Genomic DNA, 16,090 nt, shown 5'->3' on the forward strand with positions numbered 1-16,090 from the left:
CCGAAGGAGCCGGAGAAGCCCGAGGAGCCGGAGGAGCCGGGTGGAGCCGGAGCAGCCGAAGGAGCCGGAGCGGGCGGCCGGAAGCGAGCACGTGCACCACGGCAACCGGAAAAGAATGTTTCGCCGGGGCGGCCCCCATATGATCCTCCCCCATGGGAGATGCCCGAATTGCCGTGGAGCAGCAGAACGAGCCGGAACGGCGGCCCGGCGGGGTCTCCCGCCGGGCCGCCGCCTTCGCCGTCTGGTACCTACGGGCCGTCGCCTTCGTCAACTTCCTGAGCGCGGTGTGGGTCTCGCTGGGCCAGGACGTGCGCCGGCACAACCAGGAGAACTACTTCACGCCGTACCTGCTGACGGCCGGCTTCGCCTCGGGCGTGTTCACCGCGTTCCTGGCGATCACCATGCGGCGGCGCAAGCGGGCCGCGTGGATCCTGAACCTGGTGCTGAGCGGCTCGTTCCTGGCCCTGTTCGCGTTCGCCATGGCGTTCCCGGAGATCCGGCGGTACGCACAGAACTGGGTCTCCCTGGTGCTGACGGCCGCCTTCGTACTGGCACTGCTGGTCGGGCGCCGGGAGTTCTACGCCAAGGGTGACCGGTCCAACCCACGGCTGGCCGCGTCCGTGGCCGTCGGCGGCGGGCTGGTCGCCTCACTGCTCGCCGGGCTGCTGATCACGGTCACCAACCAGGCGCCGGACGCGGCCCGTTCGACGTTCCCGGAGCGCTGGCACTACGGCACCCTGCGGCTCGTCTCGGTGGCCGCCGAGGAGTCCCGCTTCCCCGGCATCGACCCGCCCAACTGGGCCAACGTCGCCGTCAACGCGGTCAGTACGGTCCTCGTCCTCGCCGTCCTCTACGCCGCCTTCCGCTCCCGGCGTGCCGTCGACCCGCTCACCGAGGACGACGAGAAGCGGCTGCGGGCGCTGCTGGAGCGGCACGGGGAGCGGGACTCGCTCGGCTACTTCGCGCTGCGCCGGGAGAAGAGCGTGGTGTGGTCGCCGACCGGGAAGGCGGCGGTCGCCTATCGCGTCGTCGGCGGGGTGAGCCTCGCCTCCGGGGATCCGCTGGGCGATCCGGAGGCGTGGCCCGGGGCGATCGTGCCCTGGCTGGTGGAGGCGCGGGCGCACGGGTGGATCCCGGCGGTGATGGGGGCGAGCGAGGAAGCGGGGACGGTCTACGCCCGGCACGGTCTCGACGCGCTGGAACTCGGTGACGAGGCGATCGTGGAGGTGGCCGAGTTCACCCTGGAGGGACGGGCGATGCGGACCGTCCGGCAGGCCTACAACCGGGTGCGGCGGGCCGGGTACCAGGTGCGCGTCCGGCGGCACGAGGACATCCCGGCGGAGCGGATGGCGCACCTCGTCGAGCGCGCGGACGACTGGCGGGACGGGGCGACCGAGCGCGGGTTCAGCATGGCGCTCGGGCGGCTCGGGGATCCCGAGGACGGGCAGTGCGTGATGCTCGAGTGCACGGACGCCGAGGGCAGGCTGTGCGCACTGCTCTCCTTCGTGCCGTGGGGACCGCACGGGCTCTCCCTGGACCTCATGCGCAGGGGCCGGGACATCGACGGTTCCGCCAACGGGCTGATGGAGTTCATGGTCATCGAGCTGCTGCGACGGGCCCGGGAGATCGGGATCACTCAGGTCTCGCTGAACTTCGCGATGTTCCGGTCGGTCTTCGAACGTGGCGCACGCCTCGGTGCAGGACCGGTGCTGAGGCTGTGGCGGTCGCTGCTCAGCTTCTTCTCGCGGTGGTGGCAGATCGAGTCGCTGTACCGCGCCAACGCCAAGTACCGGCCCATCTGGGAGCCGCGGTTCCTGCTCTTCGAGAAGAGCGCGGACCTGCCGCGCATCGGCCTCGCGTCGGCCCGCGCGGAGGGCTTCCTGGAGGCGCCGGGGCTGCCGAAGTGGGTGCACCGCCGGCACCTGGACACGCATCGATGAGGAACGCTTGATGAGGACGCTCGCCCGCTGGGCCGGTGCCGAGTGGGGGCTGCTGTACGTCACCGTGCGCGAGCCCCTGCTGAAGCGGCGGCCGGCGGCGCTCCCGATGACCGTCTCGGCGGTGTGCCTGACGGCGCTGCTGCAGTTCGTGCAGAACCAGCCGTGGGGCTACCGGTTCGTGCAGAACGTGGGGGCCGTACGCGCCGAGGACCCGTTGTGGCTGGCACTCCTGCGCACTCCTCTGTCCCTGTTCGTCCCCGCGCTGGACCTGCCCGTCTGGGGTGCGCTCGCGCAGACCCTCTTCGTGTTCGGGATCGCCGAGCTCTGCCTGGGCTGGTGGCGGACGCTGACCATCGCGTACGTCGCCACGCTGGCCGGGACGCTGTACGCGCGTGTGGGCATCGCGCTCGGCCCGCACGCCCCGTTCGGCCTGCCCGCCTCGGACGCGGGGGTGGTGGACACCGGTCCGTCGGCGGCCGTGGTGGGGCTCGCCGTGTTCGTGAGCTGGCGCTACGGCGCCTATGTGACGGCCGGTGCGGTGACCCTGGCGATGGTGGTCGAGGTGCTGCTCAAGGAGAACCTCGCGGGCAAGGAGCACCTGGCCGCGCTGATGGGGGTGGGCACGCTGTGCCTGCTCGCGGCGGTGCGGCACGTGTACGGGCCGCTGCCGCGGCCCGGTCAGTGGCGGCCGGGCAGACGGGCCGGGCGCGGGTCGGGCTTGCCGCCGATCCAGTCCTGAAGAACGCGGCTGGGGCCGGCCCAGCGGCGGTCGTGACGGTAGGCGCGCAGCGCCGACTTGGCGCGTGCCCGGGGGCGGCGGCCGTAGAAGCGGCGGGCCCACGGGGAGCCGGGCCGGGCCAGGCGGATCGCGCCGACGAGCGCGACGACGGGCACGACCGCCCCGAAGATCGCGATGCGGAGCTTGCCCTTGCTCAGGGCGATCAGGGCGAAGAAGAAGTTGAAGGCGATGTTGGTGATGACCGTGCCCCGGTCCTGCAGTTCCTCCTGGGACAGGTCGTTGACGCCGAACGGCACGAACCCGGCCAGCAGCAGACCGACCAGGGCGGCGGTGAGGACGACGGCCTCGACGCTCTTGCGGCCGTCCTCGGTCCAGTAGACGTCGTCCAGGTGCAGGATCAGCGCGAACTCGTCCAGGACCAGTCCCACGCCCATGCCGAAGACGACGGCGGCGATGGGCCCGCCTGCCCCGTGCCGGTCGCTGGCGACGGCACCGAAGCCGCCGACGACGATGAGCAGGACCCCCGGGACCACGTGGTGGATGTGCAGCCCGCCGGCCTTGACGTTGCCGAAGGGGCCCCGGCCGGCCCGGATCAGCCGGGTGATCACGCGCGTGACGACGAAGGTGACGACGAAGGCGGTCAGGGCCAGCAGCAGCGGAAGCTTCCCCGGCTCCAGGATGTTCCGCTCCCACCAGTGCCCCATGTGCGCACATTACCCGGAAACATCCTCCACAACGGCCCGGTAATCTGCGGCGGTGCTCAAGTCCTCACCCCTCGACGGCCTCCGCTTCGCCTTCGGCACGCTCTCCGTGCTGCCCGTACGGGTACGCCGCTGGGACCGCGAGGCCGCACGCGGGGGCATGCTGAACGCCGCGGTGGTCGGGCTGGTCGTCGGCGGCTGTGCCGCGGGGCTCGGAGTGCTGCTCCTCCTGCTGGGCGCCGGTCCGCTGCTCGCCGCCGTCGCCTCCGTCGCCGTACCGGCCGCGCTGACCCGGGGGCTGCACCTCGACGGGCTCGCCGACACGGCGGACGGTCTCGGCAGCGGCAAGCCCGCCGAGGACGCGCTGCGGATCATGAAGCAGTCGGACATCGGGCCGTTCGGGGTGCTCACCCTCGTCCTGGTGCTGCTCGCCCAGGTCGCCGTGCTGGCGCAGCTCTACGGCGACTCCTCACTCCGGGGCGGCGCCGCGGCGCTGACCTCGGCGGTCGCGGCCCGCCTCGCGCTCACCCTGGCCGCACGCACCGGGGTGCCGGCCGCCCGTCCCGAGGGGCTGGGTGCGGCGGTCGCCGGGGTGGTGCCGGTGCCGGCCGCGCTGGCCGTGACGGCGTCCTTCACGATCGTCTCGGCCGCCTGCGGTTCCGCCTTCGGCCCGTACGGCGCGCTACGGGCCGCGGCCGCGGTGCTGTTGGCCCTCGCCGCCGCCGAACTCCTGCTGCGCCGCTGCACGCGCCGCTTCGGCGGGATCACCGGGGACGTGTTCGGCGCGCTCGCGGAGACGGCGGCGACCACCGCCCTCATCGTGCTGGCCCTGGGTCGCTAGGCTCTGCGCCCGTACCGGGGGAAGTGTGTGATCGGGGGGACTTCCGTGCTCAAGCTGCGCCGTGCCGTGGCCTGGTTCATCGACTTCGCGCTGGTGGTGGGGGCGGCCTGGCTGCTCGCCGTGTTCACCTTCCACCGGGTCACCGCGCTCGTCACCGACGTGCCGGAGCTGGCCACCCGCGGCGGCTTCGACCTGCTGACCTCGCGCGGTGACGTGGTCGGCGCCTCCGAGACGCTCGGGCTGTCCCTGTGGGACAAGGCGGTGCTCGACGTGGAGGAGGCCTTCGGGGCGCTCGTGGTCGTCACGTTCCTCTACCAGTGGGTCTGTCTCGCGCTGCTCGGCCGCACCCTCGGCAAGGGCCTGCTCGGTCTGCGGGTGAGCCCGCGGCTGTCCCGTCACGCGCTGCGCCGGGCCGCCGTCACCACCGCCGCCGACGTCGCCGTGTACGCGCTGGCCTGTGTGCTGCTGATCGAGGGCGAGTTCCTGCTGTCGGTGCTGGTATGGGCGGTCGCGGTGGGGCTGTTCCTGGTCAACGCGCTGCCGGTGCTGCTGCCCGGCCGCCGCTCGCTCGCCGACCGGCTGGCCGGCACCTCGGTCGACGGAGCGCTTCAGCGGGCGGAGTCCAGGCCGTGGGGCAGCGTGCCCCAGGGGTGAGCGCCCGCCCCGGGCACCGCGCAGTGCACGGCCGCGCCCCGCTCACGGGCGGCCCGGGCCACGTCGGCGCCCGGCGGGACGCCGTACACCAGATGGCACACGCTCACCCCCGCCGGGTAGTTCCGGGGCCGCGCGGGCGTGCGCAGGTACGCGGTCCAGGGGCCCTCGAAGGTGACGAGGAGGTCGGCGAGTGCCGCGTACGCCGGGTGCGGCGGGGTGCCGTGGTTCAGCACGAGCGTGACGCAGCCGAGGGTGCGGGCGGCCGTGGTGAGCCGCTCGTAGTGCGCCGACTCGCCGATGCCGGACGGCACTTGGTCCAGGAAGGCGCCCTGGGTGCCGTACCAGGCGCGATACCGTCGCAGCTCGCGCACGACGTCCTCGTGCGGCCTCGTGCCGTAGCCGGTGTCGGTGTAGCCGAGCAGGGTCACGCCCGCCGCCCGCAGCCGGGCGGCGGTCTCGGCGAAGGCCGCGTCGGGGCCGTCGCCGGGACCGCTCGCCGGGTTGAGGACGACGCCGTACAGACGGGGCGCCGCCGCGAGGATCGCCGCCCACTCGGCGGGGCGGGCGGCGGGGTGCTCGTAGTACGGGATCAGCAGGGTGCTCATCGGTGGGCGGTCACCCTTCCCAGCAGGCCGCGGACCAGGACGACCTGGGCGGTGGCCGCGGCCCCGTACACGGCGAGCGCCACGGCGTCCGGGCTGCCCGCGTGGGTGAGCAGGGCCAGGGTCTGGGCCAGGGCGGCCACGGCGCAGACCGCCGTCGCGCCGAGGACGGCACCGAAGGACTGGAGCAGCAGCCCGGTCCACAGCACCACGCCGAGCGCGAGCAGGGCGGCCGTCCGCTCGGCGGCCGGAGCGGACGTGTGGGGCCACAGCGCGGCGGCGGCGAGGAGCAGGGCGAGCAGCACGGCCAGGTAGGCGGTGAGGCAGCCGGCCAGGACGCGGGACATGGTCCGGCGGAACGCGCTCAGGGTGCCGCTGGCGCGCAGCGCGGCCAGGCTGCCGCTGCGGAAGCGGGACAGCAGCCATTCGGCGGGGCCCATGCTGAGCGTCAGGGCCACGGCGGCGGTCGCGCTGTGGACCCACGCGTCCGCTCCGGCCAGCAGGTCCCCGAGGGACGCGTACACCACCAGCGTGCCACTGGCCAGGCCGAAGACGGCGTACGGCAGGGAGCCGAGCAGGCGCGGGCCGGCCGCGGCGCCGCGGCTTCGTCGTGACCGGTCGCGGCCACGCGGCGGCAGCCGCAGGCCGGACACGGCTTCGCGCGCCTTCAGGACGCCGACCGCCGGGGCGACCTCGAGGAGACCGAGGACGGCCACCGCGGTGAGGGAGACCAGGAGGAGGGCCGGGCCGACGGGCTCGGGGAGCGGGTGGAGCAGGGACGCCAGGGCGCCCGCGGTCATCGGGACCAGGGCCGCCAGCAGGAGGCGCTCGCGGCCCAGCACCAGCAGGACGCCGGACGCGCCCAGGTAACAGGACTGCCCGGCGGCGAACGCGACGGCGACCGGATGGCCGGCGCCCGCGGCGGCGAGCGCCACCAGCGTGCCGAGCAGCATGCCCGCCGGGGCGCCGACCAGCAGGCAGCGGCGGGCCGCCGAGCGGTCGCCGAGGCCCAGCCAGGAGTAGGCGCGGTGGGCGAGCCCCTGGTTCCAGGCCCAGCCGCACAGGGCGCCGGCCAGCAGGGTGCGGGTGCCCGCGGGGAGGCCGTGGGCCTCGTGCGGGCCGGCGAGCAGCGGGGCGCCCAGGACGTAGGCGAGGCCCGGCAGCGCGCAGACGAGCCCGCGCAGCAGACAGCCGAGGAGGCCGGTCCGCCACGGGTCGGGGAGTTCGCCGTCCGGTTCGGGGTGGCGGCGCGGGGTCCGGCCGTACAGCTCCTCGGCGAGCGCGAAGGAGTTCTCCACGCCGTAGCGCTCGCGTATCTGGTCGTCGGACAGGCCGTCGGACTCCAGCAGCGCGGCTATCTCGTCCGGGTGGACGGCGGCCGACACGAACGCGTCCAGTGTCCCGGCGAGTTCGTCGATCGGATCGGGCCGGGCCCAGCCGGGCCGCGGGCGCCGGCCGGGGATGCCGGGCAGGACGCGAAGGTCGTCGCTCACCGGTCGGTCCCGTCCGTCGCCACCGCCGCGTACCAGGGGTCGCGCAGCTCCACGGTCCAGTCGGCGACCGTCTCGACGGTGGGTTCGTACACCTCGGGGAGACCGGCGAGTTCCTGGTAGATGGTGCGGAAGTTGTCGACCGAGCGGCGCAGTGTGAACCGGTCGATCACCCGCTGCCGGGCCGACTCCCCGAGTCCCAGCCGTCGTTCGTCGTCGCGCAGGAGGGTCAGGGCGGCCGCCGCCATCTTCTCCGGCTCGCGCGGCGGGACCACCAGGCCGGTGTCGCCGACCGCCTCGCGGACCCCGCCGACGTCCGTCGAGACCGTCGTACGCCCGCACGACATGGCCTCGATGATGGAGAACGGGAAACCCTCGGAGATGGACGAGAGCATCACGATGTGGCCGGCCGCGTAGGCGCGCCAGACCTCGCTGATGCGGCCCTCGAAGGTGAGGCCGTCGGTGACGCCGAGTTCGGCGGCGAGCTTCTCCAGGCGGGTGGCGTAGGCCTCGCCGCCGGGCGGGACCGGGCCGAACAGCCGGAGTCTGGTGTCGGGGAGTTCGGCGCGGACGAGGGCGTAGGCGCGCAGCAGGGTCTCCAGGTCCTTGATGGGGTCGACGCGGCCGCACCAGGTGAGGGTCGGGACGTCGGGTTCGGGGCCGGCGTGCGGGAAGGCGTGCGGATCGACGCCGTTGTAGACGGTGCGGATCCGGTCGGCGTCGGCGCCGCCGCGCTCCTCCCAGCGGCGGTTGTACTGGTTGCACGGCGTGATCAGGTCGGCCTCGCGGTAGCCGTGTGAGTTCAGTTCACGGTAGAAGCCGAGCAGGAACGCCTTCACGGGCCAGCGATGACCGTCGCCACGCTGCCCCAGGTAGCGCTCGCGCAGGTAGATGCCGTGCTCGGTGAGCAGGAACGGCACCCCGTCGAGATGGTGCGCGGCGAGCGCGGGCAGGGTCGCGAGGCCGCTGCTGACGGCGTGCGCCACCGAGTCCTCCCCGATCCGCATGCCGAGCGGGCGCAGGGCGTGTTCCAGCAGGTCGGTTGCGGTCAGCGCATCGTGCACGGTGGGCCGGGCGGCCGCCGTCGGCAGATGCGGCATCGTCCAGATCCACTGCAGCGAGCGCAGTGCGGACTCGGTGCGCAGGGCCGCCGACAGCCAACCGTCCCGGGCGATCACGGCCAGCTCGTACAGCGCCTCCCCGAAGCCGCAGCGCGCCTCGGGGTCGAGGAACGACAGCAGGAGGCGCTCGTAGGCGTCTGAGAAGCGGCGCCGGGCCCTGCCTCGAGGGGCGCGGGGCCGGCCGGGGCGGGGGCCCCAGGTGGGCACGGTGGTGTGCCGGTACACGTTCGGCGGCAGCTCCCAGGTCACGGGTTCGCGGCCGCTGCCGGTGAGTGAGACGAGATGGAAGTCGACCTCCGGCATTCCCTTGACGAGCTGGTCGCACCAGGTGCTGACCCCGCCGTGGACATGCGGGTAGGTCCCTTCGGTGAGCATGGTGACGTGACGGCCGGTGCGCATCGCTGCGCGGCTCCCCCCTGTTGCGGATGACGTGCGGTGCCGGCGCGCCGGGGAACCGCGGCCGGGCCCGACAGTGGTTCGTCGTGGCCCGGCGCGCGGTTCCCCGCGCCCCTTCGGGGTGCTCCCCTACGGCAGCTTCAGCGTCAGCGCGGACTGCAGCGCGGCCGGTGCCGCCCAGGCCGAACGCTCACCCGCGTAGGCCGTGCCGAACGTGGTCGTGCCGAGCAGCTGTTGCTGCTTGGTGCCCTCGGGTGCGGTCACCGGGATCTGCGTGCCGGACGGCGCGGTGACGGTCACGGTGTTGCCGATCCGGTAGGCGGTGACCCTGCCGTTGTCCAGCGCGGTCTGCCACTTGGCCCGGTTCTGCAGCTCGGCGCCGATGGCGCTCTGGCGCAGGTTGACGATCGGGGTGTTGTCCGCGAACAGCGCCCGGTAGTCGGTGAGCACCCGTTCCAGGACCGGGTAGAGGATGCGGTCCTCGGCCAGGTTGGACTGGTGCGCGTAGTGCGGGCGCGGGTCGTTGGCCAGCACGTGCCCGAGGTCGGTGTGGGCCTCGGCGGGCACGATGTGGTCGGTGTAGCCGGTGGCCGTGTCCAGCGGGCCGGACAGACAGGTCGAGGTCGGGTTGTTCTCGCAGATCCCGCTGCCGCCGTCCGCCTTGGACGTGTAGATCCAGTTGTACTCGTCGGCCATCTCGGCCTTGGTGCCGACGTTGTAGTACACGTTCATCGGGTAGCGCGGCACGGTGAGCGTGCTGCTGCCCACGGCCCGCTGGTCGGGCTCGCGAGAGTTGTCCGAGGCGGTCCACTTCACGCCGTCGGCGGCGAGCGCGGGGCCCAGGTTGGGGTTGTCCTGCGGCTGCTGCGGCAACGTCTTCAGACCGGAGTGCTCACCGGTGACCAGCTCGCCGCGGTCGACGGACAGCCCGTGCTGGAGCGCCCAGTTGTAGTTGTCGGAGATCTCCCCCGAGATGTCGGAGCGGCTCACCCACTTCGTCGAGCCGTCGGCGTTCTTCGCGCAGCTCCACGGCACGGTCGAGGTGTCCTGGACGCAGCCGAGGAACAGGTGGGTGTAGGTGTGGTTCACCCAGCGGTACTTGGCCTTGTCGGCCAGCAGCTGGTCGGTCAACGGGTCGTTGCCGCCGTTCTCGCTCTTCCACTCCTCGCCGGCGCCCGCGTTGAACACCATGTCGAGGGTGAAGCCGTGGCTCTGCTGCCAGGAGGCCGCGTACTGGGCGTCGGCCGCCGTCATGCGGATCGGCGTCTCCGTGTCGGCGCCGCCGCCCGCGCAGTCGATGTCGCCGGGCGTGCAGTTGCGCTCGGGGTCCCAGCGGGCGTCCGGGGCGAAGACGTCGTCGACGTGCACGGCGAAGTAGTTGCGGGCCTGCCCGAGGTGGACGCCCTGGGTGAGCCACTCGACCATGCCACGGGCCAGCACCCGGAACTGCGGCTGGTACTGGTTGTAGGCGAAGGTCACCACCAGCTCGCGGCGACCGTCGTGGGCGTACTCGCCGAGCAGGCTGCCGGTGCCGGTGCCGCCGGGCACGGGTGTGTCGACATAGCTGGTGAAGCCGGTGCGCGGCTGGGCGACGAAGCCGTAGCTCTCGTCCACGCCGGGCGAGTTGTCCTCGAAGGAGAAGGACCCCTTCAGGTACCCGAACGGGCCCGCCCGGCCGGCCGTGCTGACGGTGGCCGTGCGCCCGTCGAGGGTGCCCGCGTAGCCGTTGCTGTCGGTGTAGTCGAGGCCGACCTCGGGGTGGGCCCACGTGTAGGCGTCGAGCTGTGGGATGCCGTACGTCCTCTCGTACGACTCCAGGGCCGTCTGCTCGGCAGAACCCGCGCCGAACGGGGCCTCGTTGGGCAGCACCACGCCCTGGAACCTCGCCCTCGGCCGGCCGCCCACGGTGTCGCTGAGGAACGTGGCGCTGACGGCGGGACGACCGGAGTCGTCCAGGTCGACGGTGGTGTACGGGATGCCCTCGCTCTTCAGCTGTGCGGTGATCGCGGCGACCGGGCTGCCTCCGTCGTCGACCACGAGGACGCGCAGATCGATGCGCGGGTCGGTGGCGGCCGAGGCGGCCGGGGCGGCGAGCCCCAGGCCGACCAGTCCCGCGGCCGTCGCCGTGACGGTCGCCGCTCTCCAGCGGTGCGCGCGGTGTGCCATGGCAGGTTCCTTCCCCCCAGAAGATCCTCTGTGGCGAATTCGCGGAGGATCAGTGGAAATCATGCGAATCGGCGGGCGACAGGCCCGCCGGAACCCGACGAGTGTGGCTCAGGTCACCGACACCCTGAGGCGAGAAGTGGCCACGACGCCACGGACGGGTGAACACCCGCAGGCATGAGCGAGAGCGCGTACGCGCGTAGTCTCGTCACGGGTGTTCGCCGACAGGGTGAAGGCCCCGGTTGCCACATGCCCCCAGGCCTGGACCTAGGGTCGGCTCTCGGGCCCGGTCGACCCACCCCTCATCGGCCACAGCAACTTCACATCGGAAGCGAGATTTCACCACCGTGACTGCTCTGACTCTCAGCACCGCCGCGGCGCCCGGCCTGCGGGCCGACGCGATCGTGATCGGTGTCGCCAAGGGCGCCAAGGGCCCCGTCGTCGCGCCGGGCGCCGAGGCCGTGGACAAGGCGTACGACGGCAAGCTGGCCGGCGTCCTGGAGACCCTCGGCGCCTCGGGTGCCGAGGGCGAGCTGACGAAGCTGCCCGCGCCGGCCGGCTTCAAGGCGCCGCTCGTGGTGGCGGTGGGCCTGGGCGCGGAGCCCGAGAAGGACGCCGGGTACGACGCCGAGGCGCTGCGCAGGGCCGCCGGCGTGGCCGCCCGCACCCTCACGGGCTGCCGCAAGGCCGCCTTCGCGCTGCCGGTCGACGGCCCCGGTGCCGTCGGCGCGATCGGCGAGGGCGTCCTCCTCGGCGCCTACACCTTCGACACGTACAAGGACGGCGCGAAGGACGCCAAGGCCAAGAACGGCAAGGCGCCGCTGGCCGAGGCCGCGCTGCTCGGCGGCAAGCCGCGGGACGCGGCCCACAAGGGTGCCGCGGCCCGGGCCCTCGCGGTCGCCGAGGAGCTGAACCGCGCCCGCGACCTGATCAACATGCCGCCGAACGACCTCACCCCGCAGGCGTTCGCCGGCGTGGCGCAGACGGCGGCCAAGGAGCACGGCCTGAAGGTCCAGGTGCTCGACGACAAGGCCCTGGTCAAGGGCGGCTACGGCGGCATCCTCGGCGTCGGCGGCGGCTCCGCGGCCACCCCGCGCCTGGTCAAGCTGTCGTACACCCACCCGAAGGCGGACAAGCACCTCGCCTTCGTCGGCAAGGGCATCACCTACGACTCGGGCGGCATCTCGCTGAAGCCGGCCGGTCACAACGAGACGATGAAGTGCGACATGAGCGGTGCCGCCGCCGTGTTCGCCGCGGTCGTCGCCGCCGCCCGCCTCGGCCTCCAGGTCAACGTCACCGGCTGGCTGGCGCTGGCCGAGAACATGCCGTCGGGCTCCGCGGTGCGCCCGGGCGACGTGCTGCGCATGTACAGCGGCAAGACCGTCGAGGTGCTCAACACCGACGCCGAGGGCCGGCTGGTGCTCGCCGACGCGCTGTGGGCGGCCTCGCTGGAGAAGCCGGACGCGATCGTGGACGTGGCCACCCTGACCGGCGCGATGATGCTGGCGCTGGGCAGCAGGACGTTCGGGATCATGGCGAACGACGAGGCGTTCCGCTCCGCGCTGCACGAGGCCGCGGAGGAGGTCGGCGAGCCGGCGTGGCCGATGCCGCTGCCGGAGCACCTGCGCAAGGGCATGGACTCCTCCGTCGCCGACATCGCGAACATGGGTGAGCGGATGGGCGGCGGTCTGGTCGCGGGCCTCTTCCTGCGCGAGTTCGTGGGCGAGGGGATCACGTGGGCGCACCTCGACATCGCCGGTCCGGCGTTCAACGAGGGCGGTCCGTTCGGCTACACGCCGAAGGGCGGGACCGGCTCGGCCGTGCGGACGCTGGTTCGTCTCGCCGAGCTGACCGCCGAGGGTGACCTGGGCTGAGCCGCCCAGGAGCCCGGTCGCTTCCGTAGCAGGGCGGCCGCAGGGGCGTGGGGGCTGGTCGCGCAGTTCCCCGCGCCCCTGGGTCGTGCGCACCTGCGTTTGCAGGGGTACGTGGGGTGTCTCACACTCAGGCCCCGCGTCTCGTACGCCTCGAACAAGTGCAAAGATGGAGCCCGGCAGGACAGGGCCCCACCGAAGGGCCGAAGCATCAAGCGGCCGGACACCAGCCGCCCGCCGGTCACTGGAGACCGGCGCAAGGCGCACATGCATGGAGGACGTGACGTGGCGAACGACGCCAGCACCGTTTTCGACCTAGTGATCCTCGGCGGTGGTAGCGGTGGTTACGCCGCGGCCCTGCGCGGGGCGCAGCTGGGCCTGGACGTCGCCCTGATCGAGAAGGACAAGGTCGGCGGCACCTGCCTGCACCGGGGTTGCATCCCCACCAAGGCCCTGCTGCACGCGGGCGAGATCGCCGACCAGGCACGCGAGAGCGAGCAGTTCGGCGTCAAGGCCACCTTCGAGGGCATCGACGTCCCGGCCGTCCACAAGTACAAGGACGGTGTCATCGCCGGCCTGTACAAGGGTCTGCAGGGCCTGATCGCCTCCCGCAAGGTGACCTACATCGAGGGTGAGGGCCGGCTGTCCTCCCCCACCTCCGTCGACGTGGGCGGTCAGCGCGTCCAGGGCCGCCACGTCCTGCTGGCGACCGGCTCCGTGCCGAAGTCGCTGCCGGGCCTGGAGATCGACGGCGACCGGATCATCTCCTCCGACCACGCCCTCGTCCTGGACCGCGTGCCGAAGTCCGCGATCATCCTGGGCGGCGGTGTCATCGGCGTCGAGTTCGCCTCGGCGTGGAAGTCCTTCGGCTCGGACGTCACGGTCGTCGAGGGCCTGAAGCACCTCGTCCCGGTCGAGGACGAGAACAGCTCGAAGCTTCTTGAGCGCGCGTTCCGCAAGCGCGGCATCAAGTTCAACCTCGGCACCTTCTTCCAGAAGGCCGAGTACACCCAGGACGGCGTCAAGGTCACCCTCGCCGACGGCAAGGAGTTCGAGGCCGAGGTCCTGCTCGTCGCCGTCGGCCGCGGCCCGGTCTCCCAGGGCCTCGGCTACGAGGAGCAGGGTGTCGCCATGGACCGCGGTTACGTCCTGGTCGACGAGTACATGCGGACGAACGTCCCGACCATCTCCGCCGTCGGTGACCTGGTCCCGACGCTCCAGCTCGCGCACGTCGGCTTCGCCGAGGGCATCCTGGTGGCGGAGCGTCTGGCCGGTCTGAAGACGGTCCCGATCGACTACGACGGTGTCCCGCGGGTGACGTACTGCCACCCGGAGGTCGCCTCCGTCGGCATCACCGAGGCCAAGGCCAAGGAGATCTACGGCGCGGACAAGGTCGTCGCTCTGAAGTACAACCTGGCGGGCAACGGAAAGAGCAAGATCCTGAACACCGCGGGCGAGATCAAGCTCGTCCAGGTGAAGGACGGTGCCGTGGTCGGCGTCCACATGGTCGGCGACCGCATGGGCGAGCAGGTCGGCGAGGCCCAGCTGATCTACAACTGGGAGGCGCTGCCGGCCGAGGTCGCCCAGCTCATCCACGCCCACCCGACGCAGAACGAGGCGCTCGGCGAGGCACACCTGGCGCTGGCCGGCAAGCCGCTGCACTCCCACGACTGAGCCTTCGGTCGACGGGCGCGACGACACAGACTTCCGCAATTCGTAAGGAGCAACCGAAACCATGGCGGTTTCCGTAACCCTTCCGGCGCTCGGCGAGAGCGTCACCGAGGGCACTGTCACCCGCTGGCTGAAGGCCGAGGGCGAGCGCGTCGAGGCCGACGAGCCGCTGCTCGAGGTGTCGACCGACAAGGTCGACACCGAGATCCCCTCGCCCGCCGCCGGTGTGCTGGCCTCCATCAAGGTCGCCGAGGACGAGACCGTCGAGGTCGGCGCCGAGCTGGCCGTGATCGACGACGGCACGGGCGCGCCCGCTGCCGCTCCGGCCCCCGCGGCCGCCGAGGCTCCGGCTCCGGCCGCTCCGGTGGCCGAGGCCCCCGCCCCGGCACCCGAGGCTCCGGCCGCCCCGGCCCCCGCCGCCGCTCCGGCCGGTGGCGCCCAGGGCACCGACGTGGTCCTGCCCGCGCTCGGTGAGTCCGTCACCGAGGGCACCGTCACCCGCTGGCTGAAGTCGGTCGGCGACTCCGTCGAGGCCGACGAGCCGCTGCTCGAGGTCTCCACGGACAAGGTCGACACCGAGATCCCGGCGCCGACCTCCGGCGTGCTGCTCGAGATCGTGGTCGGCGAGGACGAGACCGCCGAGGTCGGCGCCAAGCTCGCCGTCATCGGCGCCCCCGGTGCCGCCCCGGCCGCCGCTCCGGCTCCGGCCGCCCCGGCCCCGGCGCCCGCCGCCGCTGCCCCGGCCGCCCCGGCGCCCACCGCTCCGGCCCCGGCCCCGGCCCCCGCCGCTCCGGCCGCGCCCGCCGCTGCCGCCCCGGCTCCGGTCCAGCCCGCGGCCCCGGCGCCCGCCCCGGCGCCCGCCCCGGCCCCGGTCACCCCGGCCACCGCGCCCACCGCGCCGACCGCCACCCAGGCGACCGACGAGGGCGCCTACGTCACCCCGCTGGTGCGCAAGCTCGCCGCCGAGAACGGCGTCGACCTGGCCACCGTCAAGGGCACCGGCGTCGGCGGCCGTATCCGCAAGCAGGACGTCCTCGCCGCCGCCGAGGCCGCGAAGGCCGCCGCGGCCGCTCCGGCTCCGGCCGCTGCCGCCGCTCCGGCCAAGAAGGCCCCGGCGCTCGAGGTCTCCCCGCTGCGCGGCCAGACCGTCAAGATGCCGCGCATCCGCAAGGTCATCGGCGACAACATGGTCAAGGCGCTGCACGAGCAGGCGCAGCTGTCCTCGGTCGTCGAGGTCGACGTCACCCGCCTGATGCGCCTGCGCGCCCAGGCCAAGGACTCCTTCGCCGCGCGCGAGGGCGTCAAGCTCTCCCCGATGCCGTTCTTCGTGAAGGCGGCGGCCCAGGCGCTGAAGGCCCACCCGGTCATCAACGCCAAGATCAACGAGGCCGAGGGCACGATCACCTACTTCGACTCCGAGAGCGTCGGGATCGCGGTGGACTCCGAGAAGGGCCTGATGACCCCGGTCATCAAGCACGCCGGCGACCTCAACATCGCGGGCATCGCCAAGGCCACGGCGGAGCTGGCGGGCAAGGTCCGCGCCAACAAGATCACGCCCGACGAGCTGTCCGGCGCGACCTTCACCATCTCCAACACCGGTTCGCGCGGTGCGCTGTTCGACACGATCATCGTGCCGCCGGGCCAGGTCGCGATCCTCGGCATCGGTGCCACGGTCAAGCGTCCGGCCGTCATCGAGACCGAGGAGGGCACGGTCATCGGCGTCCGCGACATGACCTACCTGACCCTCTCCTACGACCACCGTCTCGTGGACGGCGCCGACGCGGCCCGCTACCTGACGGCGGTCAAGGCGATCCTGGAGGCGGGCGAGTTCGAGGTCGAGCTCGGCCTGTAGTCCGCTTGGGCCTCGTGCCCGTACGGCGCCCCGTCCGGAGCTTCTTCGG

Annotated in this window: 12 protein-coding genes; 7 read left to right on the forward strand and 5 right to left on the reverse strand. The window is 72.9% G+C overall.

The window, feature by feature from the left end:
* Window positions 1-152: 152 nt before the first annotated feature.
* Both AC07CM_RS42780 and AC07CM_RS42785 read left to right on the forward strand, forming a co-directional pair.
* Window positions 153-1,940, forward strand: coding sequence for a phosphatidylglycerol lysyltransferase domain-containing protein (locus AC07CM_RS42780; RefSeq protein WP_478881959.1), 1,788 nt, complete (start codon window positions 153-155; stop codon window positions 1,938-1,940).
* Between the two features lie 10 nt (window positions 1,941-1,950).
* Entirely contained in the window at window positions 1,951-2,679 is a 729-nt protein-coding gene (locus tag AC07CM_RS42785; protein WP_478881960.1) for a hypothetical protein, read from the forward strand.
* Here the strand turns inward: AC07CM_RS42785 and AC07CM_RS42790 are convergent.
* The gene (locus tag AC07CM_RS42790; RefSeq protein WP_478881961.1) at window positions 2,619-3,383 is read right to left on the reverse strand and encodes a hypothetical protein; all 765 of its coding nucleotides are present in this window, start codon (window positions 3,381-3,383) and stop codon (window positions 2,619-2,621) included. The two genes, AC07CM_RS42785 and AC07CM_RS42790, sit on opposite strands and share 61 nt — an antisense overlap.
* 52 nt (window positions 3,384-3,435) lie before the next feature.
* Here AC07CM_RS42790 and AC07CM_RS42795 point away from each other — a divergent pair, with 52 nt between their 5' ends.
* Window positions 3,436-4,221: an adenosylcobinamide-GDP ribazoletransferase gene (locus AC07CM_RS42795; RefSeq protein WP_478881962.1), complete on the forward strand. Its 786-nt coding sequence runs from the start codon at window positions 3,436-3,438 to the stop codon at window positions 4,219-4,221.
* A gap of 45 nt (window positions 4,222-4,266) precedes the next feature.
* Window positions 4,267-4,875 (forward strand): RDD family protein, encoded by a 609-nt coding sequence (locus AC07CM_RS42800; RefSeq protein ID WP_478881963.1) that lies wholly within the window; start codon window positions 4,267-4,269, stop codon window positions 4,873-4,875.
* Here the strand turns inward: AC07CM_RS42800 and AC07CM_RS42805 are convergent.
* The 4 genes from AC07CM_RS42805 to AC07CM_RS42820 all read right to left on the reverse strand — a co-directional run bounded on the left by AC07CM_RS42805 (window position 4,830) and on the right by AC07CM_RS42820 (window position 10,650).
* Entirely contained in the window at window positions 4,830-5,480 is a 651-nt protein-coding gene (locus AC07CM_RS42805) for a spherulation-specific family 4 protein (RefSeq protein ID WP_478881964.1), read from the reverse strand. The two genes, AC07CM_RS42800 and AC07CM_RS42805, sit on opposite strands and share 46 nt — an antisense overlap.
* The gene (locus tag AC07CM_RS42810; RefSeq protein WP_478881965.1) at window positions 5,477-6,970 is read right to left on the reverse strand and encodes a hypothetical protein; all 1,494 of its coding nucleotides are present in this window, start codon (window positions 6,968-6,970) and stop codon (window positions 5,477-5,479) included. Before AC07CM_RS42810 ends, AC07CM_RS42805 begins: the two co-directional genes overlap by 4 nt.
* The gene (gene pelF, locus AC07CM_RS42815; RefSeq protein WP_478881966.1) at window positions 6,967-8,487 is read right to left on the reverse strand and encodes a GT4 family glycosyltransferase PelF; all 1,521 of its coding nucleotides are present in this window, start codon (window positions 8,485-8,487) and stop codon (window positions 6,967-6,969) included. The genes AC07CM_RS42810 and pelF overlap by 4 nt, the downstream gene beginning before the upstream one ends.
* A 126-nt stretch (window positions 8,488-8,613) precedes the next feature.
* A complete protein-coding gene (locus AC07CM_RS42820) occupies window positions 8,614-10,650 on the reverse strand; it encodes a hypothetical protein (RefSeq protein ID WP_478881967.1) in 2,037 nt (678 codons plus the stop codon).
* Window positions 10,651-10,994: 344 nt separating this feature from the next.
* Here AC07CM_RS42820 and AC07CM_RS42825 point away from each other — a divergent pair, with 344 nt between their 5' ends.
* From AC07CM_RS42825 to sucB, 3 genes are all read left to right on the forward strand, one after another.
* Window positions 10,995-12,521 carry a leucyl aminopeptidase gene (locus tag AC07CM_RS42825; RefSeq protein WP_478881968.1) on the forward strand — a complete coding sequence of 509 codons (1,527 nt, stop codon included), beginning with the start codon at window positions 10,995-10,997 and terminating at the stop codon, window positions 12,519-12,521.
* A 282-nt stretch (window positions 12,522-12,803) separates the two neighbouring features.
* Window positions 12,804-14,192, forward strand: coding sequence for a dihydrolipoyl dehydrogenase (lpdA, locus tag AC07CM_RS42830; protein WP_478881969.1), 1,389 nt, complete (start codon window positions 12,804-12,806; stop codon window positions 14,190-14,192).
* 61 nt (window positions 14,193-14,253) lie between these two features.
* Window positions 14,254-16,041, forward strand: a complete 1,788-nt coding sequence (sucB, locus tag AC07CM_RS42835) for a 2-oxoglutarate dehydrogenase, E2 component, dihydrolipoamide succinyltransferase (RefSeq protein WP_478881970.1) — start codon at window positions 14,254-14,256, stop codon at window positions 16,039-16,041.
* The last annotated feature ends 49 nt before the right edge of the window (window positions 16,042-16,090 follow it).

This window comes from Streptomyces sp. NPDC044061 (assembly GCF_056434305.1).

Bases quoted from the DNA above. Each gene is read 5' to 3' on its own strand.
- AC07CM_RS42780 (WP_478881959.1), top strand. From the start codon at position 153: ATGGGAGATGCCCGAATTGCCGTGGAGCAGCAGAACGAGCCGGAACGG.
- AC07CM_RS42785 (WP_478881960.1), top strand. From the start codon at position 1,951: ATGAGGACGCTCGCCCGCTGGGCCGGTGCCGAGTGGGGGCTGCTGTAC.
- AC07CM_RS42790 (WP_478881961.1), bottom strand. From the start codon at position 3,383: ATGGGGCACTGGTGGGAGCGGAACATCCTGGAGCCGGGGAAGCTTCCG.
- AC07CM_RS42805 (WP_478881964.1), bottom strand. From the start codon at position 5,480: ATGAGCACCCTGCTGATCCCGTACTACGAGCACCCCGCCGCCCGCCCC.
- pelF (WP_478881966.1), bottom strand. From the start codon at position 8,487: ATGCGCACCGGCCGTCACGTCACCATGCTCACCGAAGGGACCTACCCG.
- AC07CM_RS42820 (WP_478881967.1), bottom strand. From the start codon at position 10,650: ATGGCACACCGCGCGCACCGCTGGAGAGCGGCGACCGTCACGGCGACG.
- sucB (WP_478881970.1), top strand. From the start codon at position 14,254: ATGGCGGTTTCCGTAACCCTTCCGGCGCTCGGCGAGAGCGTCACCGAG.